This is a genomic window from Nocardia rosealba, assembly GCF_020216065.1.
GTDB lineage: Bacteria > Actinomycetota > Actinomycetes > Mycobacteriales > Mycobacteriaceae > Nocardia > Nocardia rosealba.
The window spans coordinates 84627-108745 of the sequence record NZ_JAIWNA010000008.1; the positions used below are offsets into that span (position 1 = coordinate 84627).

Sequence of the window (24119 nt, forward strand, 5' to 3'; positions counted from 1 at the left end):
GTGCGCGCCGGTCGCGGATACCACCCGGTATTGTTGAGACAATCATGCTCGTACTAGCAGTCGACACCGCGACACCTGCCGTTACAGCGGGATTGGTGCATCTGTCACCGGCCGACGACGCGGACTCCCGACCCGCCGTGGCCACCCTCGCCACCCGGGTGAAGGTCGACGCACGCGCCCACGCCGAGGTCCTCACCCCGCAGATCCTCGAATGCCTCGCCGAAGCCGGGGTGGCCCGCGCCGACCTCGACGCCGTCGTCGTCGGGATCGGGCCCGGCCCGTTCACCGGCCTGCGCGTGGGCATGGCCACCGCGGCCGCCTTCGGTGACGCACTCGGCCTGCCCGTGCACGGTGTGTGCAGCCTCGACGCCATCGCCGCCGACAGCGCGGGCGAACAACGCGAAGCCGGTGAACTGCTGGTGGTCACCGACGCGCGCAGGCGTGAGGTGTACTGGGCGCGCTACCTCGACGGTGCGCGCGTGGCGGGGCCTGAGGTGTGCAAACCCGCCGACGTACCGATGGGCGACGCCGTCGCCATCGCCGGGTCGGCCGCCCACGTCGACGACTTCGATCTGCCGGTCCTGCCGAACGAGACGCCGTCGCCCGCGGGCCTGGTCGCCGTCGCCGCACCCGACCTGCTGGCCGGTGCGGTGCCCGAGGCGCTCGTGCCCCTGTACCTGCGTCGGCCCGACGCCGTGGAGAACAGTTTCCGCACCCTGGCGGGCGCCTCGTGACCTACCGCATCGCCCCGATGACCGTGCACGACATCGACCGCTGCGTCGAACTCGAACACCTGCTGTTCCCGGAGGACGATCCCTGGCAGGCGGTGTCGTTCCGATCCGAACTGGCCGGGGCGCACAACCGCTACATCACCGCCCGCGACGAGAACGACACCATGGTCGGCTACGCGGGCATCGCGCTGCTCGGCGACAACGCCCATCCCGAGGCCGAGGTGCACACCATCGGGGTCGACCCGGAGTGTCATCGCGGTGGCATCGGGACCCTGCTGCTCGAGGCCCTGCTGGCGACGGCGGCCGAACGCGGTGGCCCGGTGTTCCTCGAGGTCCGCACCGACAACGCGCCCGCGATCGCGCTCTACGCCAAGCACGGTTTCCACATCATCGGGTTGCGCAAGAACTACTACCACCCGAGTGGGGCGGACGCGTACACGATGCGGCGTCCGGAACTCACCGCCGCGGCCGACGAGTGGGCCGCGCGCGGTCGCCAGGACGAGGTGCTGTCGTGAACGGCGCCGCATTCGCCTACCGGATCGGATCGACTGTGAGCGGGGTCGCGGCGTGATCGTCATGGGGATCGAGAGTTCGTGCGACGAAACGGGAGTCGGCATCGTGCGCCGTCACCGCGACGGGTCGGTCGAACTGCTCGCCGACGAGGTGGCCTCGAGTGTCGACCAGCACGCCCGCTTCGGCGGGGTGGTGCCCGAGATCGCCTCGCGCGCACACCTCGAGGCGATCGTGCCGGCCATGCGCCGCGCGCTGGCAGCCGCCGGGATCAGCAAGCCGGACGCGCTCGCCGTCACCATCGGGCCCGGTCTCGCCGGTGCGTTGCTGGTCGGTGTCGCCGCCGCCAAGGCTTATGCGGCGGCCTGGGACGTGCCGTTCTACGCGCTCAACCACCTCGGCGGGCACGTCGCGGTCGACACCCTCGAACACGGCCCGCTGCCGCCCGCGGTGGCGCTGCTCGTGTCGGGTGGGCACACGCATCTGCTGCAGGTGAGCGATCTCGGCTCGCCCATCACCGAAATGGGCAGCACTGTCGACGACGCCGCGGGCGAGGCCTTCGACAAGGTCGCCCGGCTGCTCGGCCTCGGCTACCCCGGTGGTCCGGCGCTCGACGCCATGGCACAAGACGGTGACCCGCGCGCCATCGCCTTCCCGCGCGGCATGACCGCCCCGCGCGATGCCCGCTACGACTTCTCCTTCTCCGGCCTCAAAACCGCCGTCGCCCGATACGTGGAAGCCGCGCAGCGCCAGGGCATCACGCCCGAACAGCTGCCGATCCCGGATATCGCCGCGTCGTTCCAGGAGGCCGTGGCCGATGTGTTGACGATGAAGGCGGTGCGCGCGGCGACCGATGTCGGCGTCGACACGATCGTGCTCGGTGGCGGTGCCACGGCGAACTCGCGGATCCGCTCGCTGGCCGAGGAGCGCTGCGCCGCAGCCGGATTGACCCTGCGGGTGCCCAAGCCGCGACTGTGCACGGACAACGGGGTGATGATCGCGGCCCTCGGCGCGCATGTGATCGCCGCGGGCGCCCAACCCGCCGAGCTGACGGTGGCGACCGATCCGGGGCTCCCGGTGTCGGTGAGCGCGCTGCGCTAGATCTGCTGGTTCTAGTCCACCGGGACGAGCGGGGTGACGCCTGTTGTCGGCGGAACCACGAGGCTGCCGCTGGCCGGTGCCTGGGTGGGGGAGGTGTTCGGGGTCGACGGGCGCTGCTGGCCGCGACCGGATCCGCTGTTGATGCCGCCCGGCGATTCCGGGTAGGGGATCTGCGGGAGGTTCGGGTCGGGGCGCAGGGTCGGTGCCGTCGTCGTGGGCGACGGGGACGGCGCGGGGGTGGTCGACGGTGTGGACGTCGGCGGAGTCGTGGTGGTCGGCTCCTGGGTGGGAGCGGGCGACTCGACGACCGGCGGGGCCACGGTGACCCCGGTGCGGTCGGTGCTCTCTCGATAGGTGGGTGTCGGTGCCGGCGGCACCACGGGTAACGGCGGCTGGCGCACGGTGCTGCTGGTGCCGGCGGGCGTCACGTCGGGGGCGTCCGGCGAGATGGTCCGTACGCCGTAACCGATCACCAGCCCGACCACGACCACCGCACCGGCCAGCGTGCCGATCACCTTGGCGAAGGTGCCGCTCGGCGCGTCACCGAGTGTGGCCACCTGTAGAGCCGAGGGTGCCGCCGCGTCGGCGAGCAGAGCCGCGCCCTTGGCGATCACGGCCTCGGGATCCGGCACCGTGACCACCGGGACGTCCAGGCGCGCGTCGAGAGTGTCGACGACGCTGGGAATGTTCGCGCAGCCGCCGATCACCGCGACCGCCTCCGGGTACTTCGGCGCCCTGGTGAACACCGAACCCGAGAACACCGCGATATTGCGCAGCAGCCCGCCGATGAGCTCTTCGAAATCGGACCGCGTGAGTTTCAGTGGCTGCCCGGCCACATGGTCGATGGTGACGGCGGGCGCGACGGTGAGGTGTTCTTTCGCCGCGCGGCCGCGATTGGTGAGGGTCTGGCGGTTGGGCCTGGTCCCACGCCGGGCGTAGTGCAGGTCGACGAGGTGGTGGTAGATCAGCTCGTCGATGGCGTTGCCGCTGAGGGTGGGAGTACGTTCGGTGTGCAGGACCGTACCGTCGGACTGGTCGGCCACGGTGACGGTGAGGCCGGTGGCGCCGAGGTCGATCACGGCCACGGTCGAATACCGGTCGAGCAGACCGGTATTGCGCAGATAGGCGAGCGCGGCGGTGCCTTCGGGGACCAGGCGCAGATCGCGGTGGTGCGAACACGCGGCCCGGATGGCCTGGGCCTGCTCGCGGTTGCGGTAGGCGACGGCCACACTGGTCGGTGGGCGCGAGCGCGTGGCGACGGCACGGCGGTGCGCGCCGGTGGAGTAGCGTCCGAGCGGTTCGCCATCCAGCTCCATGTGCTGCTGGGACACGGGTAACTGGTTGGTCATCAGTTCGATCGACGACGACACGAGGTCGCCGAGGTCGGAGTGGGCGGCGTCGGCGGAGACGACGCGGTAGTCGAAGTTCTGTTCGCCGGATGGAGCGGTGGCGACCAGAGCCGAGCACACCACCTCGTTCCCGGCGGAAATGCCGAGGGATGTTCGCATGTTCACCTCCCTTCGAGCGGATGGTTCCAATGGAGGCCGACCATCTCGAATGGAACGATATGCATACTCTGTCACAGCCTGTTATGCGAACGTTACAGATTCAGTCGGTCGATGTGAAGATCACCATTACGCGCGGGCGTGTCGATAATGCGACATTGGCAGAACCCGACCTTGAGCGCTGGCACTCTCGCGTATAGAGTGCTAGTCGGCACTGTGTAGCTGTGCTTGTGCCATCGACGACTACTGGGCTCGGAGTCCCGGCACCCGCGACGACGGGGCCTGCGCGCAGGGTCGCATGCTGAACCGAACCCGGTCCGGGGCAACAGTTCCGGACAACCGAATTCCCCTGAAAGTGGAGGGCTCAACGTGGCGAGCGTGAACATCAAGCCGCTCGAGGACAAGATCCTCGTCCAGGCCAACGAGGCCGAGACGACGACGGCCTCCGGCCTGGTCATCCCGGACACGGCCAAGGAGAAGCCCCAGGAGGGCACCGTCATCGCCGTCGGCGAGGGCCGGATCACCGAAAAGGGTGACCGCATCCCCGTCGATGTCAAGGAAGGCGACGTCGTCATCTACAGCAAGTACGGCGGCACCGAGATCAAGTACCAGGGCGAGGAATACCTCATCCTCTCGGCGCGCGACATCCTGGCCGTCGTCACCAAGTAAGGCCGACGCCGCACCAGCGTTCCGCCCCGGCGTCTTCGTGACCCCGGGGCGGAATGCGTTAAAACACAGGAGCTTTTAAATGCCCAAGCAGATCCGGTTCGACGAGCAGGCTCGTCGGGCACTGGAACGCGGTGTGGACAAGCTGGCCGACGCCGTCAAGGTCACCCTCGGCCCGCGTGGCCGCCACGTGGTCCTTGCCAAGGCCTTCGGTGGCCCCACCGTGACCAACGACGGTGTCACCATCGCGCGTGACATCGACCTCGAGGACCCCTTCGAGAACCTCGGCGCCCAGCTCGTCAAGAGCGTCGCCACCAAGACCAACGACGTCGCGGGCGACGGTACGACCACCGCCACCGTGCTGGCCCAGGCGTTCGTGCGCGCCGGCCTGAAGAACGTCGCCGCGGGCGCCAACCCCATCACCCTCGGCCAGGGCATCGCGCTCGCCGCCGAGAAGGTGTCCGAGGTGCTGCTCGCCGCGGCCACCCCGGTCGAGGGTGCCCAGGCCATCGCCCAGGTCGCCACCGTCTCCTCGCGTGACGAGGAGATCGGCGAGATGGTCGGCAAGGCGCTCACCACCGTCGGCAAGGACGGCGTGGTCACCGTCGAGGAGTCCTCGACCACGCAGACCGAACTCGTCGTCACCGAGGGTGTGCAGTTCGACAAGGGCTACCTCTCGCCCTACTTCCAGACCGACCCCGAGACCCAGCAGGCCGTGCTGGAGGACACCTATGTCCTGCTGCACCGCGACAAGATCAGCTCGCTGCCCGATCTGCTGCCGGTGCTCGAGAAGATCGCCGAGTCCGGCAAGGGTGTGCTGATCGTGGCCGAGGACGTCGACGGCGAAGCGCTGTCGACCCTGGTGGTCAACTCGATCCGCAAGACCATCAAGGCCGTCGCGGTGAAGGCGCCGTTCTTCGGTGACCGCCGCAAGGCGTTCCTCGACGACCTCGCCGTCGTCACCGGTGGCACCGTGATCAACCCCGATCTCGGCGTCACCCTGCGCGAGGCCACCCTCGAGCAGCTCGGCCAGGCGCGTCGCGTCGTCGTCACCAAGGACGAGACCGTCCTCATCGACGGTGCGGGCACCGAGGCCGACATCGCGGCCCGCAGCGCGCAGCTGCGCCGCGAGATCGAGGCCACCGACTCCGACTGGGACCGCGAGAAGCTCGAAGAGCGCCTCGCCAAGCTGGCCGGTGGCGTCGCGGTGATCAAGGTCGGCGCGGCTACCGAGACCGCGCTCAAGGAGCGCAAGTACCGCGTCGACGACGCGGTCGCCGCCGCCAAGGCCGCGGTCGAGGAGGGCATCGTCCCCGGTGGTGGTTCGGCGCTGGTGCAGGCCGCCGCCGCCCTCGTGGAGCTGCGTGACTCGCTGACCGGTGACAAGGCCGTCGGCGTCGAGGTGGTCCGCAAGGGCCTCGAGGCGCCGCTGTTCTGGATCGCCACCAACGCGGGCCTCGACGGCGCCGTGGTGGTCAGCAAGGTGGCCGAGGGCAAGGAAGGCTTCAACGCCGCTACCCTCACCTACGGCGACCTGCTCACCGACGGTGTCGTCGACCCGGTCAAGGTCACCCGTTCGGCCGTGGTGAACGCCGCGTCCGTCGCCCGGATGATCCTGACCACCGAGAGCGCCATCGTGGAGAAGCCGGCCGAGGAGGCCGACGACCACGGGCACCACCACGGTCACGCGCACTGAGCTGACATGACGAAGGCCCCCTGACCAGTTGGGTCCGGGGGCCTTTCGTTGTGCGCCTAGCTGGCTACGGGTGGTTCTTCGGCCTCGATCGCGGCCAGTAGCCGAGCGCGCAGAGACGGGGGTGGTGGGGTGGCGGTGAGTTCCGAGAGTTCGGTGAGCGCCGCGCGGGTGGCGCGGATCTCGTGCAGAAACTCGGTACACAGGGTGGGGTCTTCGGTATCGATGATGGTCCGGATCGCGTGATGGTCTTCGTCGTCGATCAATCCGAGCGCGACGGTGTGCGCGAGATCGATCTGGGCGTCGTTCATCTCACGTCACCCCCAAACTTTTCTTCAGTCGTGTCAATCCGTCCCGAATCCGGGACTTAACGGTCGGTAATCCGATGCCGAGGTGCTGAGCTACCTCCGCATACGTCCGCCCGCCGTAGTAGGCGAGCGAGATCGCCTCGCGCTGGGTCTCGGTCAATGTCGAGAGCCCGCGCCGGACGGCCTGCTGTTCGAGTCTGCGTTCCACCTCCTCCGTGACCTCGTCGAATTCGTGACCGAGTACCCGTATCCCGTACGCGACCTCGCGCTGGGTGTGGGCTTGCTCGGCACGAACCCGGTCGACCGCGCGGCGGTGGGCCAGCGTCATCAGCCAGGTCACCGCCGACCCCTTGGCGGGGTCGAAACTCGTTGCGGTGCGCCAGATCTGAAGGTAGACCTCCTGCGTCGTCTCCTCGGCGTACCCGGGGTCGTGGAGCACCCGCAGGATCAGGCCGAAGACGCGGGCGCAGGTCCGGTCGTACAGTTCGGCAAAGGCTTGCTGGTCGGCAAGGCCGCATCGTTCCAACAGTGCAGCTAGCTCGACTCCTTCGGCCGCGCGTGCGGTAACCGCAGAATCCACGCTCGGTGGGAAGGCTTCGCTTCGGAACCCATTCTGTGTCATCGGTCACGAATGTAGCCCGAGGCTATGACACCCCTGCGAGCGGGGTGCCTCGAATCGGGTGCCAGCTGTTTGCTAGGAATTCGGCGCCCCACGCAGGATGGATGGGAACGGATTTGCGGAGGGTTCCGCGAAGGGCTCTAGACCGCCATGCGCCGCCGGTTGCGGCGGGCGTGCATCTCGCGCTCGGTCTCGGACATGCCACCCCAGATGCCGTAGGGCTCGCTGACCTTGAGGGCGTGGGTGCGGCACTGCATGAGTACGGGGCAGGCCCGGCAGATCTCCTTGGCGCGCATCTCGCGCGCGGTGCGGGCGCGGCCACGTTCGCCGTCGGGGTGGAAGAAGACGGCCGAGTCCTGGCCGCGGCACGAGCCACGCATCTGCCAATCCCAGACGTCGGCGTTCGGACCGGGGAGGTGGGTGGGCATGGGCATGGTGAACTCCTTGTGGTGCGAGCTCGTCAGCGTTGTCGAGCGAGTGGTGCGGCAGGTCAACGCGGCCCCTCGGTTGAGTGGCCGGCTCGACGGTGCCTGACGGTGCCGAGTGGATGGTCGCTGCAATTTCGCGCGGCGCCGTCCCCGGCGATGAGCTACGTTAGGGCTCGGCGGGAAATTCCGTCAATAGTTCCGCGCATTGGTTCAGCAAATCGTCAACGCTGAAATTTAACCTGCGAACTGTTTACATTTCACTCCCTGCCCGTCCATACTGTTCGGTTGGCTATGGATGGGTCGTGTGACTCTGTGGAAGCCTCCGGCTATTTCCCCTGGTGACGGCCTTTTCGGCGCATTTCGAGGGCTCGATGCCCCGCTCAGCGTGGTGCGCCGGGTCACAGTGGCTCTCGCGACCGTAACCTCGGACATGGCGCAAAGAGGACTCTCAGGTTAATTGCGAGAAACGCATGTGAATTCGAGACTTTGCGGCGAGGGCATCCGGGAGCGGAGATTTACCTGATGGCAACATCGGCCCCGGAAAGAAAAGCTGAACGGTTGCTGCCCGGCCGTGGTCGTGACATATCACGAGAAACGACGAGGACCATCGGGAGCTAGAGTCACCGCGTGCATACTGCGGCCTCATCGGCGGATATCGGTTCCGAAATCCTCGCTTCGACAGCATTCGGTCCTACCCCCGGCCGGGCCGCTGCACAGTTGCCGGAGCCTGCCGACCCGCGCTCGCGCTGGCACCGGGCGGTCGCCCTCGGTGGGCAGGGCTACTACGCCGCCGCCCGCGCCGACCTGCGGGTACTCGCCGGCACCCGCCTCGATCCGGGTTTGGCCTCACTGGTCGAGAGCACCACGGGCTCACTGCTGCGCCAGCTCGGCTGGCACGGCGCCGCCTCGGCCAACGACGGGCGCGCGGCCCGCCTCGCCTGCGCCGCGACCGGAGCCGCCCGCGCCGAGGCCCTGGCCGACGCCTACACCGGTCTGGCCGCCGACGCGCTCGGCACCGGCCGCCTCGCCCTGGCCACCCGGCTGCTCGGCCGGGTGGAACCGCTGCTCGACGAGGCGCCTGCCCGGGCCCGGGTGCGCTGGCACTGGGTCCGCGCCGAAACCGCGCTGGCCCGGGGCGAATTCGCGCTGGACGACGCCACTCGCGCCGCCGCGCTGGCCGAGGACCTTCCCTCGGTGCGTCACCGGGTGAAATCGGCACTGCTCGTCGCGGCCGCCACCGCCGCCGCGGGAGAGCTCGCGGCGGCCGCGCGACTGGCCGAGAAAATCGACTCTCAGTGCCGCGACAATGCCCTGCTGCCCCTGCGCTGGGCGTGCGCGATGCTGCGTGCCGGAGTGGCCGCGGAGCCGACCGTCGCGGCGGCCGCTGCGAACGAAGCCGCAGATCACGCCACCCGAATCCGTTCCCTCGGGGGAGACTTCCGGTCGTCCCCTCGATGAGGCCGTCCGGCGATCTTCCTGAGAGCACCCTCAGAACAACCCGGGGCCGCTGGCGGGTGATCATCGGGTCGCTATTGTTAGTTCCGTTCCGCCACATCGGTGGAAGCTCGGTCACATGTGACCGCGCCACTCGTAACGCCAGGAAAATCTCTGACGATGACGCATATGGGCGAAGAGTTGGACCTCGCCGTCGCTGCGGCTGCGCAGGGCGACAGGACCGCTTTAGCTCAGGTACTGGAACTGGTCCGTCCCTTGGTGGTTCGCTACTGCAGGGCGCGGATCGGTGCCGCGGAGCGCGGACAGCTCTCCGCGGACGATGTTGCGCAAGAGGTCTGTTTGGCTGTGATGACCGCCCTGCCCCGCTATCAGGATCAGGGTCGGCCCTTCATGGCCTTCGTGTACGGGATCGCCTCGCACAAGGTCGCCGACGCCCACCGCAATGCCGCCCGTAACAAGGCGGAGGCGATGGCCGAAGTACCAGATGTCATATCCACCGACCACGGACCGGAACAGCGAGCTCTCGACTCGGAGACCAGCAGGCAGATGAACACTCTGCTCGCCACACTCCCCGAGAAACATCGGGAAATCCTGATCTTGCGACTGGTGATGGGTCTGTCAGCAGAGGAAACCGCAGTCGCCGTGGGCAGCACGGCGGGGGCGATACGGGTGGCCCAGCACAGGGCACTCGCAAAACTGAAGTCACAAGTGGCGAGGGCAGGTGAAATGTATGGCTAGGGATGGCGAGCGCGGTCGAGGCGACCGGAAGGTTTGGCGTGGGTCGCACGACAGCGGTCCCTACGCCGCCGAGGATGCCGGCGATTCCGGTCCGGTCGACATTGCGGCGGTGCGCAGCGACGATGCGCTGATCGACGCGATCGCGAGCGACGGCCCGGTGCATACCGACAGCACCGAGGAGTTCCAGCTGGCTTCACTGCTCGCGGATTGGCGGGCCGATCTGTTGGCCGAGCCGATGCCGGCGGGCCCCGATCTCGACACCGTCTTCGCGGCGGTCGATCAGGAGATCGGTGCCAGGCAGGTTCGAACCGGAGCTTCCTCGCGCGGACGTCTGCGTCTGGTCCGGCCCCTGCTGGGGTCCGCCGCGGCACTGGCTGTGGTGTTCGGCGGTATCACGGCATTCTCCTACAGTGCGGCACCCGGGGATCCGCTGTGGCGGGTCAAGGAAGTCGTGTTCAGTGAACAGGCACAGACCACCGTCGTGGCTCGCGCCGACGACGACCTGGTCGCCGCGCAGAACATGATCGCCGCGGGCAATCCGGAACAGGCTCGCGCCAAGCTGGAGCAGGCCTCGGCGACCGCCGATCAGGTCAGCGACCCGAAGAAGCGCGAGGACCTGCTGGCTCGCTGGAACCTGCTGCGCGATCAGTTGGTGAAGCAGGCGCCCGAACTCGGGTCGCTGCTGCCGCCCGCGCCGCTGCCGGGTACCACCGCGCCGTCTTCGTCGTCCGTACCTTCTCCGTCGCCGGCCAAGCCGGGGACCACCGACCCCTCGGCGCCGATCGACCCGGGTAACTCGGGTACGACCGATCCGACCGTGCCGCCGGAGATCATGCTGACGCCTGCTCCGGAGACCGTGGACCCCAAACCGACCGACCAGTCGCCGCCCCCGGTGACTACGGTGCCGCCGACTCCGCCGCCGGTCACCGTCGAACCGACCCAACCCCCGACGACCATCGCAGAACCGCCGCCGACAGCTCCGACGGCGGTTCCGCCTACGCAGCCTGTGCCGACGGCCGTTCCGACGATCTCGATCCCGTCGCTTCCCGGCACTCCCTGACCAACAACGAAAGAGGCCCCGAACCACTGTGGTTCGGGGCCTCTTTCGTTGTTGTCTGTATCGGGGGTCGTCCGGCGCGTGCGCGACTCACGCGGGACCACACGTGCTCGGTCCGCCGATCAGTGAGCGCTCAGTTGTCGAACCCGTCGAATCCGTCGCCGTGGAAGGCCTCGTTCATCGAGGCGTCCGCATAGCCACGGCAGTAGTCCCAGGTGACGTACGCCTCGGGCGTCGGGTCGTAGGCGGGCTCGTGCGGCCGTACAGTGCCGTCGACGAGTAGCTGCAGCAGATTCGCCCGCAGCATGTCCCAGTCGTGGTAGTGATCTTGCCGACAGTCCTCACAGCTGACGACGAGCCCGCGGATGCCACGATGGGCGAGCAGGGCTTCGTAGACCGCGAGGTCGGCGAGATCTTCCTCGACCGCGAGGCGCTCATGTGGATCCAGCGGCTCACCGGGCTCGATGGCATCGAGCGCGGCAGACGGGTCGGAGGGGTCTCCGGCGAAGGGATCCGGCGGCAGGCCAGGTGGTAGATGGTCACGCACAACCCCACGGTACGCAGTGGTGGCCGGTCTGCGCCAGCGATGCACCTGGCAAGTTTTGCGCGAGGGCTCACTGCACAGCGTGTCACGGCCGACCGATACCATGGAATGCAGGCGTCGGCGAGCTTGTTCTCACCGACCATCAAGCTTTCCGCTCAGCACCGACGCGCGTCATCTCCTGCGTCGGTACTCCGACGACCAGGAGGGGTCGATCCGAATGAGTAATCCCGTGTCGGGCGAACGAATCGCGGTGCGCCCTCCTACGGGTGGCGACGATCCGACCAAGATCGCCATGCTCGGCCTCACGTTCGACGACGTGCTGTTGCTGCCTGCCGCCTCGGATCTCATCCCCAGCTCCGTCGAGACCTCCAGCAGGCTCACGCGTGACATCACGCTGCGCACCCCGCTGGTGAGTTCGGCCATGGACACCGTCACCGAGGCGCGCATGGCGATCGCCATGGCGCGTGCGGGCGGCATGGGTGTGCTGCACCGCAACCTGTCGGCCGCCGACCAGGCCGCCCAGGTGGAGACCGTGAAGCGGTCCGAGGCGGGCATGGTGACCGACCCGGTCACCTGTCGTCCCAACGACACCCTCGCCGACGTGGACGCCATGTGCGCCCGTTTCCGTATCTCGGGCCTGCCCGTGGTGGACGAGACCGGTTCGCTCGTCGGCATCATCACCAACCGCGACATGCGTTTCGAGGTCGATCAGGACCGCCGCGTCGACGAGGTGATGACCAAGGCACCGCTGATCACCGCCCAGGAGGGCGTCACCGCCGAGGCCGCGCTCGGTCTGCTGCGCCGCCACAAGATCGAGAAGCTGCCCATCGTCGACGGCAACGGCCGCCTGCGCGGGCTCATCACGGTCAAGGACTTCGTCAAGACCGATCAGTACCCCAACGCCACCAAGGACCGCGACGGCCGTCTGCTCGTCGGTGCGGCGATCGGTGTGGGTGAGGATTCCTGGTCGCGCGCGATGACCCTGGCCGACGCGGGCGTCGACGTGCTGATCGTCGACACCGCGCACGGGCACCAGTCGCAGGTGCTGCAGATGGTCGCCAAGGTGAAGGCCGAAGTGGGCGACCGCATCCAGATCGTCGGCGGCAACGTCGCCACCCGGGCGGGTGCCGCCGCGCTCGTCGAAGCGGGCGTGGACGCTGTCAAGGTGGGTGTCGGTCCCGGCTCCATCTGCACCACTCGCGTGGTGGCCGGTGTCGGTGCGCCGCAGATCACCGCGATCCTCGAGGCCGTGGCCGCGTGCAAGCCCGCCGGTGTCCCGGTGATCGCCGACGGTGGCGTGCAGTACTCCGGCGATGTGGCCAAGGCCATCGCCGCCGGTGCGTCCACCGTGATGCTCGGCTCGCTGCTCGCGGGCACCGCCGAGTCGCCCGGCGATCTGATCCTGGTGAACGGTAAGCAGTTCAAGAGCTACCGCGGCATGGGTTCGCTCGGCGCGATGCAGGGCCGCGGCCAGGCCAAGTCGTACTCCAAGGACCGCTACTTCCAGGACGACGTACTCGCCGAGGACAAGCTGGTCCCCGAGGGCATCGAAGGCCGTGTCCCGTTCCGTGGCCCGGTGAACCAGGTGATCCACCAGCTTGTCGGCGGCCTGCGCGCCGCGATGGGCTACACGGGTTCGCAGAACATCGAGCACCTGCAGGACGCCCAGTTCGTGCAGATCACCGCCGCGGGCCTCAAGGAGAGCCACCCGCACGACATCACCATGACCGTCGAGGCCCCGAACTACACCGGCCGCGGCTGAGTACAATAGATGCGTTTGTGCGCCGGGGGGTACGCTCCCGGCGCACAGCGGCGGTGCGGCTGGCTTCGCATCCGTCGCCTACTGCATTCCCGGCCACGCACACCCCGACCTCGAGGAGGGGTCGCCGCGCAGCGGCGGGGGGGGGGCGGGGGGGGGCGGGGGGGGGGCGGGGGGGGGGGGGGGGGGGGGCCCCCCCCCCGCCGCCCGCCGGCGCCCGGGCGGCCGTACCGGGGCCGTGGCGTAGGCGACGAAGGAGCAAGCCGCGGTGCCTGACCGGCGGCCCATCAGGGGCCGCGAACTCGAGCGCGCCAGCGCTCCAAAAACACAGGAGCAACTGTGCGTGACATGGTCGAGATCGGTATGGGGCGCGTCGCTCGTCGGACGTACGAGCTGGACGACGTCGATATCGTTCCCTCGCGGCGGACGCGGTCGTCGAAGCAGGTCTCGCTGGCCTGGCAGCTCGACGCCTACCGCTTCGAGATCCCCGTCCTCGCGCACCCCACCGACGCGCTGGTCTCGCCGGAGTTCGCGATCGAGCTCGGTCGTCGTGGTGGCCTCGGTGTGATCAACGGTGAGGGTCTGTGGGCGCGGCACGCCGATGTGCAGGCCAAGATCGATCAGCTGATCGATCTGGTCGACAAGGGGGGTTACGAACGCGCGATCTCCTTACTCCAGGAACTGCACGCCGCCCCGATGCAGCCCGACCTGCTCGCCGCCGCCGTGGCCCAGGTGCGCGCCGCCGGGGTGACCACCGCTGTGCGGGTGAGCCCGCAGAACGCCCGCGCGCTCACCCCCGCGCTGGTGCAGGCCGGTGTCGAGCTGCTGGTCGTGCAGGGCACCATCATCTCCGCCGAGCACGTCGGTGACGGCGAACCGCTCAACCTCAAGACCTTCATCGCCGAACTCGATGTGCCGGTCGTGGCCGGTGGCGTGAGCGATCACCGCACCGCCCTGCACCTGATGCGCACGGGTGCGGCGGGCGTCATCGTCGGATACGGCTCCTTCCCGGGTGCCACCACCACCGGCGAGGTGCTCGGCATCGGTGTGCCGATGGCCACGGCCATCGCCGACGCGGCCGCCGCGCGCCGCGACTACCTCGACGAGACCGGCGGCCGCTACGTGCACGTGATCGCTGACGGTGACGTGGCGACCTCCGGCCAGCTGGCCAAGGCCATCGCCTGCGGCGCCGACGCCGTGATGCTCGGTGTGCCGCTGTCGGTGTCGGCCGAGGCGCCGGGTCACGGCTGGTACTGGCCCTCGGCCACCGCGCACCCCTCGGTGCCGCGCGGTTCGTTCCTTCCGGTCGACGAGTCGTGGCTCGACGGCCCCGACGGCGCGACCGAACGCCCCAGCCTCGAGCGCGTCCTCTACGGCCCGTCCGACGACCCGTTCGGTTCGCTGAATCTGGTCGGTGGGCTGCGTCGCTCGATGGCCAAGGCCGGTTACTCCGACCTCAAGGAATTCCAGAAGGTCGGGCTCAGCGTCCGCTAACGGACGTGGGCCAGTGACACTCGTTCGCGCAGGAACCGGCCGATGGCGGCATTGACCGGTTCCGCGTGGGTCATCGTGACACCGAGGCGGGCGCCGTCGATCTCCACGTAGGTGGAGGCGGTGAGGCCGTCGGCGAGCATGCGGGCCCTTTTCCCGGCGATACCGCTGTGGGTGGCGTGGATGACCAGCGCGGGGCAGGTGATCTCGGGCAGCCGTTCGAGCACCGAGTCGCGCCCGAGCAGGCAGCCGACGGCGGCGTCGAGCCCGTCGTGCGCATCGCCGACCCAGCGGCGGGTCCAGATCTCGCGGTAGTGGTCGTCGTCGCCGATGAGCCAGTCGGCGAGCTGGGTCGCGGCTTCCTCGCGGGAACCCCGCTCGTGCCATTCGTCGAGGAAACGCTGTGTGGCGGTGGACTGTTCACGGGTGGGCCCGTGGGCTTCGGTGCTGATGAGGACGAGCGCGGCCACCCGTTCGGGGGCGACGAGCGCGGTGCGTAGCGCGGTGAACCCGCCCTGGGCGGTGCCGCCGACGATCGCGCGTTCGACGCCGAGCGCGTCGAGCACGGTGAGCGCGTCGCGGGCGGCGGTCCAGTAGGTGAACGGTAGCCGCTGGTCCCTGGTGCGGCCGTGGCCGCGCGCGTCCCACGCGACGACCCGGAATTCGGGGGCGAGTGCCGCCTGTTGCGCGTCGAACATCGTGCGGTCCATGAAGAATTCGTGGGCGAGCAACACCACCGGACCCGTGCCACCGCTGTCCTCGTAGTAGATGTCGGCATCGATCGCGCGGGCGAATGGCACGAGCACGAGGATAGCCAGCCCCGCCCCGCCCCGCGCAAGGATTGACGGTGCGTCGTGGTCTGTCACAGCGTGGCGTGGCGTCGCATCGATGCCCCGTGCTCGGCCGTCTGTCACCCTCACTAAACTGGGCAGGTGGCAGAAACTCAGAGACCGGTCCTCGTCGTCGACTTCGGCGCACAGTACGCCCAGCTGATCGCCCGCCGGGTGCGTGAGGCCAGGGTGTTCTCCGAGGTCATTCCGCACACCATGACGGTCGAGGAGATCGCCGAGAAGCAGCCGCTCGCGGTGATCCTGTCCGGCGGCCCGTCCAGCGTGTACGCCGAGGGCGCCCCGCAGCTCGACGCTCGGCTGTTCGACCTCGACGTGCCCGTGTTCGGCATCTGCTACGGCTTCCAGGCCATGGCGCAGGCCCTCGGCGGCACCGTCTCGCACACCGGAACCCGCGAATACGGCCGCACCGAACTCAATATCGACGGTGGTGTGCTGCACGGCGGTCTGCCGACCATCCAGCCGGTGTGGATGAGCCACGGCGACGCCGTGACCGACGCCCCCGAGGGGTTCGAGGTCACCGGCACCACCGCCGGTGCGCCGGTCGCCGCGTTCGAGGATCGCGCGCGTCGGCTGGCCGGCGTGCAGTACCACCCCGAGGTGCTGCATTCCCCGCACGGCCAGCAGGTGCTGAGCCGCTTCCTGCACGAGCTGGCAGGCATTCCCGCGGCATGGACCCCGGCCAATATCGCCGAGGCCCTGATCGAGGACGTGCGTGCCCAGATCGGTGACGGCCACGCCATCTGCGGGCTGTCCGGCGGTGTCGACTCCGCTGTCGCCGCCGCGCTGGTGCAACGTGCCATCGGTGACCGGCTCACCTGTGTGTTCGTCGACCACGGTCTGTTGCGTGCGGGCGAGCGCGAGCAGGTTCAGCACGATTTCGTCGCCGCGACCGGGGCCAAGCTGGTCACCGTCGACGCGGTCGACAAGTTCCTCGGTGAGCTGAAGGGCGTCTCCGACCCGGAGGAGAAGCGCAAGATCATCGGCCGCGAGTTCATCCGGTCCTTCGAGGACGCGGTGGCGGGCATCGTCGCCGAACAGGGTGGCGACGGGACGGCACCGAAGGTCGAGTTCCTGGTGCAGGGCACGCTGTACCCGGATGTGGTCGAGTCCGGTGGCGGCACCGGCACCGCCAACATCAAGAGCCACCACAATGTCGGCGGCCTGCCCGACGATCTCGAGTTCGAGCTGGTCGAGCCGCTGCGGTTGCTGTTCAAGGACGAGGTCCGTGCGGTGGGTCGCGAACTCGGTCTGCCCGAGGAAATCGTTGCGCGCCAGCCCTTCCCGGGTCCCGGTCTGGCCATCCGCATCGTCGGCGAGGTGACCGCCGACCGGCTCGACCTGCTGCGTCAGGCCGACGCCATCGCCCGTGAGGAGCTCACCGCAGCCGGACTGGACAAGCAGATCTGGCAGTGCCCGGTGGTGCTGCTCGCGGACGTCCGCTCGGTGGGTGTGCAGGGTGACGGTCGCACCTACGGTCATCCGATCGTGTTGCGTCCGGTGTCGAGTGAGGACGCGATGACCGCGGACTGGACCCGCCTGCCCTACGACGTGCTCGAACGCATCTCAACCCGCATCACCAACGAGGTGGCCGAGGTGAACCGCGTAGTGCTCGACGTGACGAGCAAGCCGCCGGGCACCATCGAGTGGGAGTGAGTCAGGGGTTGCCCCTGAAATAGAAATGGCCCGTCTGATGACGGGCCATTTCTCGTTTCCGATGTCGTTGTTCTCGTCAGTGTCGTTTGCGGCGGGGGGAGAGGACGAGCAGCAGGCCGACGATGGTGGCGACGATCACCACGCCCCAGCCCATCGGCACGATGCCGCCGCCGTCGGGGGTCGGTGCGCCGAGCAGGGCCCACACGCTCACCGCCAGGGCGAGCAGTCCGGTGACGAGCAGGGAAAGGGCCGGGCGGCGTTCGGTTTTCGTCGAGTCAGCCACGGGTCACCTCCACGTCGCCCAGGTGCATCGTGATGTGCAGGTCCAGGACCGGTGCGCCGGGGGTGTTCGGTCCGCTCAGTCCCTCGTCGCACGGGTTGTCGGCGACGCGGATGTCGCAGGTGGTGTTCACCGTCATCCCTTCTGGCAGCTTGATTTTCGTATCGCCGATGTTCACCGCGACTTCGACGCTTCGTGATTCGGTGAGGGTGAGGCCGCGCAGATCCAATGTGCCCGAACCGATGTCGAGGGCGTAGCGGGGCTGCAGTTCCTGCACGGAGGTCGGTGCCCAGACACGGTCGCCCACATTGCCGCTGTTCTCGAAGTCGATCGGCCCGATCAGCGAGGCCAGCAGGACGAAGCCGGCCAGCGGTGCGGTGAGCACGAGCAGTCCGTAGCCGCGCCGCAGGAACGCGCCGGCGACGAGGCCGAGGCCGACGACGGCGAGGGCGAAGGCGGCGATGCGGGCGGGGGTCATCCATTCGACGCCCGACGCGGCGGCCGCACCCGCTGCCGCGGCGGCGAGGATGGCCAGGCCGATGGTGATCGGCGTCAGCCGGGAGCGCGGGCGTTTCGGTGCTTGCGGGGCGACGGGGGCGAAGGTGGGGACGGCTTCGGGAAGCTCCCAGGCCAGCGGGGCCACGGCCAGGGGGTCCCAGCCGGGGGGTACCTGGGCGCGCAGGTGGGGGCTGCCCGGGGTCTTGGGCAGGATCGCGGTGTCGCCGATCGTCGACAGGCCGGTCGGTTCGGGTCGGGCGGTCGGGTCTGGCTTCGCGAGATCGATGATGGATCGATCGTCGCCGGACTCGTGGCCTGCGGTCGGGGTTGTGTCCGCCGTCGGCACCGGCCGGAGTTCGGCGTCTGCTGCCGATGTCTCTCGGCCTTCCGCGTCCGCTCCCGAGATCTGCTGGATGCCGGCATCTGTTGTCGGCTTCGCTCCGAATTCGTCAGGTTTCGGTGCGTCCTCGAGTTCTGCGTCGATGGGCGCGGAAGGGCGAGCATCGGTGTGCTCGGAAGTCGCAGTGCTGCCGAAAGATTCGGCATCTGCGCGGGCAGACGCGGTTTCGCCGACGGTAGTCGACGACTGTGCGGGTGCGACGTCGCTGTCTTTGTGCAGTGCTATCGTCTCGGCTTCGTCGACCCGGAGCAACGGCATGGATTCCGCTGTCGCCGCGCGGTTTTCCGTGCGGGGGAGCACGGTCGTCGCCGGATCGGGGACGTAGGCGTCGGGGAGTTTGGTGTACGGCGTGTACATCCCCTCGCCGGTGTACGGGTACATCGCATTCGGGTACCCCGCGCCGGGGTAACCAGTGGTGCCGAGCGGGGCGCGATGGCTGTCGAAACCGGCGGGCAGCTCGGGATGACGCAGATAGAGCATCCACCACCCGGCCAGCATCAGGCCCATGCTGACCACGCCGCCACCGCCGAGCCCCAACCCCATCGGGCCCATGGTCGACACCGCGATGGCCAGCGCCACGATCAACACGATCGTCTTGGTCTGCGAATGCGACCCACGCCCGCTGAGCGACTCGGCCGCCGACGCTTCGTTGCCCGCGGAGCCGAGCACCAGCCACGCCAGCAGATACAGGATGATCCCCGCCCCGCCGAAGATGGTCGACACCACGAACGCCACCCGCAACAGCACCGGATCCACGCCGTAGCGCAACCCGAACCCGGCGGCCACACCGGCGATCGGCCCCTGCCGGGGCAGCCGGACGGGCCGCGTGTGCCACATCTGCTGAACCTGATCGCCGAAGCTCGTTCTGCTCATGGGTTCCATGGTGTGCTGTGCGACCCCTCGGACGCATCGGGGGGAACCCTGAAAATTGCCCGGGGTTCAGGAACAGGGTGCGCGGTACGGTCCGTGCGCGACGTGGGTACGCCAGACCGCCTCGGTGAGCATGCCTGTGCTCGCGCAGATGCGGGCGGCGACAGCTTCGGGGTCGAGGTCCCAGACGCCGAACTGGCCGTCATCGGTGACGAGCACGAGTTGTTCGCCGCGTGGGTGCATGGTCACCTGCCTGGTGCGGCCGTCGGCGGGCCCGAGCGGGCCGAGCCGGTGCCGCGGGGCGCGTCGGTCGGCGACGTTCCACAGGCTGGTCGTGCCGTCGTCGCTGGAGATCACCAGTTCGGTGCTGTCGGCGTCGGTGGATATCCAATTGATCGGTGCGACTTCGGTGCGCACCGCGTCGACGAGCGGAGTGAACGATTCTGGATCGTCGGTGTCCCGCAGGCCGAAGTGGTCGCCCTGGGTGACGGCGATGGTCCGGTTGTCGGGCAGGAATTGCGCGGGCACGAGCGCGGTGGTCATGTCGGTGTCGGTTTCGGTGACCAGCTTCGGGTGTGCCGGGTCGTCCAGATTCCAGATCTGGCGAAGATAGTGCACGTCCCAGTGTCCCCGGTCGTCGAAGAGCATCAGTTCGAGTCGCGTCCCATCGATGCTGAAGCTGCCGTTGACGACCTTTCCGATCCGTGCCGTGATCGGCGCGCCGAGCGGTCTCGGGCGGTACCGGTCGGTGACGTCCCACATCTGAACCGTGTCCGGGGCGATGAGCAGCATCCGGTTGCCTTCGACAGTCGACTGGTCGTTGTCGCCGGTCGGCCAGTCGGGCAGCCTGCGTGGTCGACGTGGGTCCTCGAGGTCGAAGACGACGCGGCGCCTGCCTGCTGAATCGTGCAGCGTCAAGGTTCGGCCGTCCGGGCTCAGAGCTGGGTTGGTCAGCCCCGGCGTCCCCGGGATCGTCGCCGTTCTGACCGGGCTGCCGATGTCGGTGCTATCCCAGACGACGACCTCGCCGGTCCTGGTCAGCATGGCCATGCGGTCGCCGGTACGGTCGAAGACCGGGCCCGACGGCATTCTGGGAGTCACGTCGATCGTCGAGCGCGGCAGCGTCCAGGTGCGTAGCAGTCCGTCGTCTCCGGCCCCCATCAGTACCGGTTCGCCGGGGAGGAACAATATCGTTCGTGGCCCGCCGTTGCAGAGCGCGAGCCGAGCCTGTGGGCAGGCCGCCGGACTCACCGACAGCGCGGGCCCGGCTTGAACGGGTTGGGCCGGATCGGCGATGTTCCACAATCGCGCGGCCTCGTCGGAGCCAGTGGCCAGGAGGTTTCCGTCCGGGTGGAAGGCGAGGGCGACCAGCACATCGTTGTCGACCCTGGTCGAGGCGCCGTAGGAGCGAGGGTGGTGTGGATCGGTGATATCCCAGAGCTCCAACCTGTTCGACGGCGCACTGCTCGTGCCGTTCGCACCGTGTGTGCCGATGGCAAGGCGGGCGCCGTCCGGGCTGAGGGCGAAGGACTGCAGGTAGTCGCGACCGGCGGTGGCTATCGGGTGGCCGACGGGACGTGCGGCGGTGGCATCCCACAGTTGGACGGTGTCGGCGACGCCGTCGTCGTGGGTGACGGTGCCGATCGCGAGTACGGTGCCGCCGGGCACGAACTCGACGGTGTGCTGTTCGCCGGACAGCGCGGCTGTCGCGGCCCGGGTGGGACGACTGCGGTCGTGGACGTCCCAGATCGTCAACGACGAGACCCCGACCTCGGCGAGCCGGGTTCCGGTCGAATCGACGGCGATCACCTCCGCATGGAGGGTTTCGAGTGTGTGGATCAGGCGCGGTGTTTCGGGGCGGGCCATATCCCACAGCTGGGTGCCGGAGCGGCCGAGGGTGACGGCGTCATTGCTGCCCGGAATGAAGACGAGCTCTGCGATCTTCGTGCCGAACGAGCCGGTCAGGCGCCGAGGACGGGCGGGTTCACGCAGGTCCCAGAAGGCCGCATCGCCCGCGCGGTCGATCGAGATCAGCAACGCGTCGGCCGGGCGCAAGGCGAGCCGCATAATCCCACGTTCGTGGGCGGGCACGGTGACCGCCGACGGCGAATCTTGGCTGTTCAGCAGCAGGGTGCGGGTCGCATCGTCGGGCCGGATTCGATACGCGGCCAGCAGGAACTGGGCAGAGACGGACGGATCGGTAGCTCTGGTGCGCTGGGCGGCGGCCACCAGCTCGGCGTAGTCGCGGTCGAGCGCCCGCTGGTCGGCGAGCCGGGTGCGGTCGAAGGCGATCACACCGGTAGCGAGCAGAGCGAACACCACCATGATCGCCACGATCCGCCGTCGGTTGCCATTGCGCGCCGCGCGCCGTGAGGCCTGTAGAAAGGCTCGCACCTGTGGGTTGTCGGGCGCGCGGCCGACGTGTTCGCCCACCCGGTCGAGCCGGGTACCCCGATACAGCAGCGCCGGATCCTGCCCGGCGACTGTCCATTCGATCGCGTCGCGCTCGAGCCGTTGGCGGACCGCATGCCCGACTCGGTCGGCATCGATCCAGCCCCGCAGCCGTGGCCAGGCCGTGAGCACGATCTCGTGGGTGAGCTGCACGGAGCTGGCGTCTACGGTGACGATTCGGCTGGCGGCAAGCACGTCGAGCGCTTGCGCAGCCGCCTCGGAATCGCCACTGCGGGAAAGTAATTCGACGCGGTCGACGGTGCGCCGGGTGTCGCGGGTGTCCTGCCCGACGGTCACCAGCGCGCCGAGCAGTTCCTGTGCGGCACTCTGCTGTGGGGGAGTGAGCTCGCTCCACGCGAGTTCGGCGGTCTCGGCGACCGACCCCGCGACCCCACCGGCCTTGCGGTACCCGGCCACGGTGAGCTTGCGCCCCTCCCGCTGCTGCCAGGTCGCAGCCATCACGTGCGACAGCAGCGGCAGCGTGCCGGGGTCGTAACCGTCGAGATGCTCACCGAGCCCGCGTAATTCGGCGAGAACCAGTTCGGCGAGCCCCGGTTCGAGGGTGAGCCCGGCGGCAGCGGCAGGGCCGGTGATCGCGCGGGACACCTCGTCTATCGACATGGCGCCGAGCAGATAGCTGTTGTGCTGCAAGCTGTTCCGTAGCACGGGATAGTGCAGACACGGTTCGTAGAAGTCGGCGCGCAGGGCCAGGACCACTGTGCGCGGTTCGGTGTCGCGGGTGGCGAGTTCGGTGAGCGAGGTCAGGAACGCCGAACGTTCGGCTTCGTCCTCACAGAGGGTGAACAACTCCTCGAACTGGTCGACGATCAGCACGGCCGGGTCCTCGCCGAGCGCGGCATCGAGGGCGGTGGCCGGTGTCGCGCCCGGCGTGATCGTGACGGCGGACAGCTCGATGGCCGGTCGCAGGCCCGCGGCGAGCAGCGAGGACTTGCCCGCCCCCGACGCCCCGATCAGCACGACGAGGCCCGTGGTGTCGCGGACCAGCGCGGCGAAATCGGCGGTGGCCTGCTCGCGTCCGAAGAACAAGGTGTGCTCCTCGGGTCGGTAGGCGCGCAGGCCGGGATACGGGCAGGTGTGGTCGTCGCCCGCCGTCGCCGTCCAGGTGACCGATTCCTGCCACAGCCGTCGCCATTCGTGCGGGTCGGCGAGGGCGCGTGGCAGGTCGCGCTGGGCCTTCTCGGTCATCTCGACGAGCGTGAGGACCACGGGCAGCAGGGATTCGAAGCGGGCGGGAACATTGCGACCGGCTTTCCAGTCGCTGATCCGCTGCGCCGACGGGGTGCCCGATCGGGCATTGCGCATGCGCCGCTCGGTGGCCGCGGCGACCCGGCGCAGGGTCGGGTTGCCAGCCGCGGCGTAGAGCTCGCCGAAGCGCTGGGCGAAAAGCGCACGTGGCGACGAGATCTCACTGTCGATGACAGTCAACGAACCCCCCGTTCGATGAAAAGATGACCACCGCAATGATATTCGCCCCACCCGGGAACCCGGCGTGGGCGCCGGGTTCCCGGTTCGGCTACAGGAACATGGTGTCGCCGAAGACCGAGTTCGTGGCCTCGACCTGACCGGTTCCGGCGGTGACCGTCGCCCAGGAGTAGATATTGAGCGGGCCGCCGCAGTTGCCGACCATCAGGTGGAAGTCGCGGTTCACCAGGTAGGTGGTGCCCGAGCTCAACGGCATCGATCCCATGTCGATCTTCTTGATCTCGCCGGGGGCCAGCGACAGGCTCAGATCCAGACCCGCCGAGATCGACGGACCGATATCGACCGAGGCGTCGGGACCCGACGAGCCGAATCCGACGCTCGCCCCCGCGTCCACCGAGATCCCGCCGTCGAGGCCGACCGACAATTCCAGGTCGACGGCACAGGCCACGAGGTAACCGGAGCTGAGGTCACCGGTCGCACCGGGTGGTGCGGTGACGTAGGCGGTGTTGTTCAGAAACACCTCACGGTTGGTCGGCATGGCGTTGAGCGGGGGGACCAGCCGGTAGGACTGGTCGGTATGGCCGATGGTGAGCTGGAAGCCCTCGGGGCCGTGGTAGGTCGATTCGTGTGGTGCCATCGGCGTGGCCGAGGCGATCGGTGTCATCCCGAGAGTGCTCAGTCCGATGGTGGCGGCACCCAGCACGGTGGTGATGATGTTCACGTGTTCCTCCCCTGAAGCGGCGGCCGTGGTTCCGGCCTGCCATCAACGTAGGAAGATCATCTGCGCCCGGGCTTTCGAAATACCGGTGCGAACGCTGAAAGCCCTGCTGGGGGCGGCACTTTCGGTTTTCCGGTCCGGCATCCGCCGTCGGTGTTCCCCTCCTGCACCCGGTTTGCGGATAGACGCAGGTCATCGCTGATTTTTGTCCGGACCGGACAGGGTGCGCCGCAGGTCGGCACGGAATCGGGGACATCGGGGCACAGATCAGGGTCTTTCCTGATGTCGGCCACCGCTCCCGCGTGCCAGTATCGAAGTATGGATCCGTCTGTTCCCACCCGCACCGCCGC

The 24119-nt window shown here is 68.8% G+C and carries 21 protein-coding genes; 11 read left to right on the forward strand and 10 right to left on the reverse strand.

Annotation, left to right across the window (positions count from 1 at the left end; translation table 11 throughout):
• The first annotated feature begins 44 nt into the window (after positions 1–44).
• From tsaB to tsaD, 3 genes are read left to right on the forward strand one after another with little or no spacing between them, the layout of a single operon-like run.
• Positions 45–734, forward strand: a complete 690-nt coding sequence (gene tsaB, locus LDL21_RS24920) for a tRNA (adenosine(37)-N6)-threonylcarbamoyltransferase complex dimerization subunit type 1 TsaB (protein ID WP_225281991.1) — start codon at positions 45–47, stop codon at positions 732–734.
• Positions 731–1246 (forward strand): ribosomal protein S18-alanine N-acetyltransferase, encoded by a 516-nt coding sequence (gene rimI / locus LDL21_RS24925; RefSeq protein ID WP_067490895.1) that lies wholly within the window; start codon positions 731–733, stop codon positions 1244–1246. Before tsaB ends, rimI begins: the two co-directional genes overlap by 4 nt.
• Positions 1247–1298: 52 nt before the next feature.
• Complete coding sequence (tsaD, locus tag LDL21_RS24930) at positions 1299–2342, forward strand: tRNA (adenosine(37)-N6)-threonylcarbamoyltransferase complex transferase subunit TsaD (RefSeq protein ID WP_225281992.1); 1044 nt, start codon at positions 1299–1301, stop codon at positions 2340–2342.
• Positions 2343–2353: 11 nt separating this feature from the next.
• Here tsaD and LDL21_RS24935 read toward each other — a convergent pair whose 3' ends face one another.
• On the reverse strand, positions 2354–3850 hold the full coding sequence (locus LDL21_RS24935; RefSeq protein ID WP_225281993.1) for a DUF7159 family protein: 1497 nt from the start codon (positions 3848–3850) through the stop codon (positions 2354–2356).
• Positions 3851–4216: 366 nt separating this feature from the next.
• On the opposite strand from LDL21_RS24935, the gene groES reads away from it, so the two are divergent.
• Together groES and groL are read left to right on the forward strand one after the other, a co-directional pair.
• Positions 4217–4516 carry a co-chaperone GroES gene (gene groES / locus LDL21_RS24940; RefSeq protein WP_067490891.1) on the forward strand — a complete coding sequence of 100 codons (300 nt, stop codon included), beginning with the start codon at positions 4217–4219 and terminating at the stop codon, positions 4514–4516.
• Between the two features lie 79 nt (positions 4517–4595).
• The gene (gene groL / locus LDL21_RS24945) at positions 4596–6209 is read left to right on the forward strand and encodes a chaperonin GroEL (protein ID WP_225281994.1); all 1614 of its coding nucleotides are present in this window, start codon (positions 4596–4598) and stop codon (positions 6207–6209) included.
• A gap of 56 nt (positions 6210–6265) precedes the next feature.
• Here groL and LDL21_RS24950 read toward each other — a convergent pair whose 3' ends face one another.
• The 3 genes from LDL21_RS24950 to LDL21_RS24960 all read right to left on the reverse strand — a co-directional run bounded on the left by LDL21_RS24950 (position 6266) and on the right by LDL21_RS24960 (position 7567).
• The gene (locus tag LDL21_RS24950) at positions 6266–6517 is read right to left on the reverse strand and encodes an RskA family anti-sigma factor (protein ID WP_225281995.1); all 252 of its coding nucleotides are present in this window, start codon (positions 6515–6517) and stop codon (positions 6266–6268) included.
• Between the two features lies 1 nt (position 6518).
• Positions 6519–7136, reverse strand: a complete 618-nt coding sequence (locus LDL21_RS24955; protein ID WP_210740784.1) for a sigma-70 family RNA polymerase sigma factor — start codon at positions 7134–7136, stop codon at positions 6519–6521.
• 137 nt (positions 7137–7273) lie between these two features.
• Positions 7274–7567, reverse strand: coding sequence for a WhiB family transcriptional regulator (locus tag LDL21_RS24960; protein WP_022567299.1), 294 nt, complete (start codon positions 7565–7567; stop codon positions 7274–7276).
• Between the two features lie 621 nt (positions 7568–8188).
• On the opposite strand from LDL21_RS24960, the gene LDL21_RS24965 reads away from it, so the two are divergent.
• From LDL21_RS24965 to LDL21_RS24975, 3 genes are all read left to right on the forward strand, one after another.
• On the forward strand, positions 8189–9019 hold the full coding sequence (locus LDL21_RS24965; RefSeq protein WP_225281996.1) for a hypothetical protein: 831 nt from the start codon (positions 8189–8191) through the stop codon (positions 9017–9019).
• A 156-nt stretch (positions 9020–9175) separates the two neighbouring features.
• Entirely contained in the window at positions 9176–9754 is a 579-nt protein-coding gene (locus LDL21_RS24970) for a sigma-70 family RNA polymerase sigma factor (protein ID WP_067490881.1), read from the forward strand.
• Positions 9755–9863: 109 nt separating this feature from the next.
• Positions 9864–10814, forward strand: a complete 951-nt coding sequence (locus tag LDL21_RS24975) for an anti-sigma-D factor RsdA (RefSeq protein ID WP_308017168.1) — start codon at positions 9864–9866, stop codon at positions 10812–10814.
• Positions 10815–10944: 130 nt separating this feature from the next.
• On the opposite strand, the gene LDL21_RS24980 is transcribed toward LDL21_RS24975, so the two are convergent.
• Positions 10945–11358, reverse strand: coding sequence for a DUF5319 domain-containing protein (locus LDL21_RS24980; RefSeq protein WP_022567296.1), 414 nt, complete (start codon positions 11356–11358; stop codon positions 10945–10947).
• Positions 11359–11572: 214 nt separating this feature from the next.
• Here LDL21_RS24980 and guaB point away from each other — a divergent pair, with 214 nt between their 5' ends.
• Positions 11573–13117, forward strand: coding sequence for an IMP dehydrogenase (gene guaB / locus LDL21_RS24985; protein ID WP_305082689.1), 1545 nt, complete (start codon positions 11573–11575; stop codon positions 13115–13117).
• Positions 13118–13453: 336 nt separating this feature from the next.
• Positions 13454–14608 carry a GuaB3 family IMP dehydrogenase-related protein gene (locus LDL21_RS24990; protein WP_225281998.1) on the forward strand — a complete coding sequence of 385 codons (1155 nt, stop codon included), beginning with the start codon at positions 13454–13456 and terminating at the stop codon, positions 14606–14608.
• Here LDL21_RS24990 and LDL21_RS24995 read toward each other — a convergent pair.
• Positions 14605–15405: an alpha/beta fold hydrolase gene (locus LDL21_RS24995; protein WP_225281999.1), complete on the reverse strand. Its 801-nt coding sequence runs from the start codon at positions 15403–15405 to the stop codon at positions 14605–14607. The two genes, LDL21_RS24990 and LDL21_RS24995, sit on opposite strands and share 4 nt — an antisense overlap.
• A 132-nt stretch (positions 15406–15537) precedes the next feature.
• Here LDL21_RS24995 and guaA point away from each other — a divergent pair, with 132 nt between their 5' ends.
• Positions 15538–17109 carry a glutamine-hydrolyzing GMP synthase gene (gene guaA, locus LDL21_RS25000; RefSeq protein ID WP_067641286.1) on the forward strand — a complete coding sequence of 524 codons (1572 nt, stop codon included), beginning with the start codon at positions 15538–15540 and terminating at the stop codon, positions 17107–17109.
• A gap of 76 nt (positions 17110–17185) precedes the next feature.
• Here guaA and LDL21_RS25005 read toward each other — a convergent pair whose 3' ends face one another.
• The 4 genes from LDL21_RS25005 to LDL21_RS25020 all read right to left on the reverse strand — a co-directional run bounded on the left by LDL21_RS25005 (position 17186) and on the right by LDL21_RS25020 (position 23772).
• Positions 17186–17392 (reverse strand): hypothetical protein, encoded by a 207-nt coding sequence (locus LDL21_RS25005; protein ID WP_225282000.1) that lies wholly within the window; start codon positions 17390–17392, stop codon positions 17186–17188.
• Positions 17385–19160, reverse strand: coding sequence for a PspC domain-containing protein (locus LDL21_RS25010; protein WP_308017169.1), 1776 nt, complete (start codon positions 19158–19160; stop codon positions 17385–17387). The genes LDL21_RS25005 and LDL21_RS25010 overlap by 8 nt, the downstream gene beginning before the upstream one ends.
• A 66-nt stretch (positions 19161–19226) precedes the next feature.
• Positions 19227–23054: an nSTAND1 domain-containing NTPase gene (locus LDL21_RS25015; RefSeq protein WP_225282002.1), complete on the reverse strand. Its 3828-nt coding sequence runs from the start codon at positions 23052–23054 to the stop codon at positions 19227–19229.
• A gap of 88 nt (positions 23055–23142) precedes the next feature.
• Positions 23143–23772, reverse strand: coding sequence for an MspA family porin (locus LDL21_RS25020; protein WP_225282003.1), 630 nt, complete (start codon positions 23770–23772; stop codon positions 23143–23145).
• Between the last annotated feature and the right edge of the window lie 347 nt (positions 23773–24119).

Bases quoted from the DNA above. Each gene is read 5' to 3' on its own strand.
- tsaB (WP_225281991.1), top strand. From the start codon at position 45: ATGCTCGTACTAGCAGTCGACACCGCGACACCTGCCGTTACAGCGGGA.
- LDL21_RS24935 (WP_225281993.1), bottom strand. From the start codon at position 3,850: ATGCGAACATCCCTCGGCATTTCCGCCGGGAACGAGGTGGTGTGCTCG.
- groL (WP_225281994.1), top strand. From the start codon at position 4,596: ATGCCCAAGCAGATCCGGTTCGACGAGCAGGCTCGTCGGGCACTGGAA.
- LDL21_RS24950 (WP_225281995.1), bottom strand. From the start codon at position 6,517: ATGAACGACGCCCAGATCGATCTCGCGCACACCGTCGCGCTCGGATTG.
- LDL21_RS24955 (WP_210740784.1), bottom strand. From the start codon at position 7,136: ATGACACAGAATGGGTTCCGAAGCGAAGCCTTCCCACCGAGCGTGGAT.
- LDL21_RS24960 (WP_022567299.1), bottom strand. From the start codon at position 7,567: ATGCCCATGCCCACCCACCTCCCCGGTCCGAACGCCGACGTCTGGGAT.
- LDL21_RS24970 (WP_067490881.1), top strand. From the start codon at position 9,176: ATGACGCATATGGGCGAAGAGTTGGACCTCGCCGTCGCTGCGGCTGCG.
- guaB (WP_305082689.1), top strand. From the start codon at position 11,573: ATGAGTAATCCCGTGTCGGGCGAACGAATCGCGGTGCGCCCTCCTACG.
- LDL21_RS25010 (WP_308017169.1), bottom strand. From the start codon at position 19,160: ATGAGCAGAACGAGCTTCGGCGATCAGGTTCAGCAGATGTGGCACACG.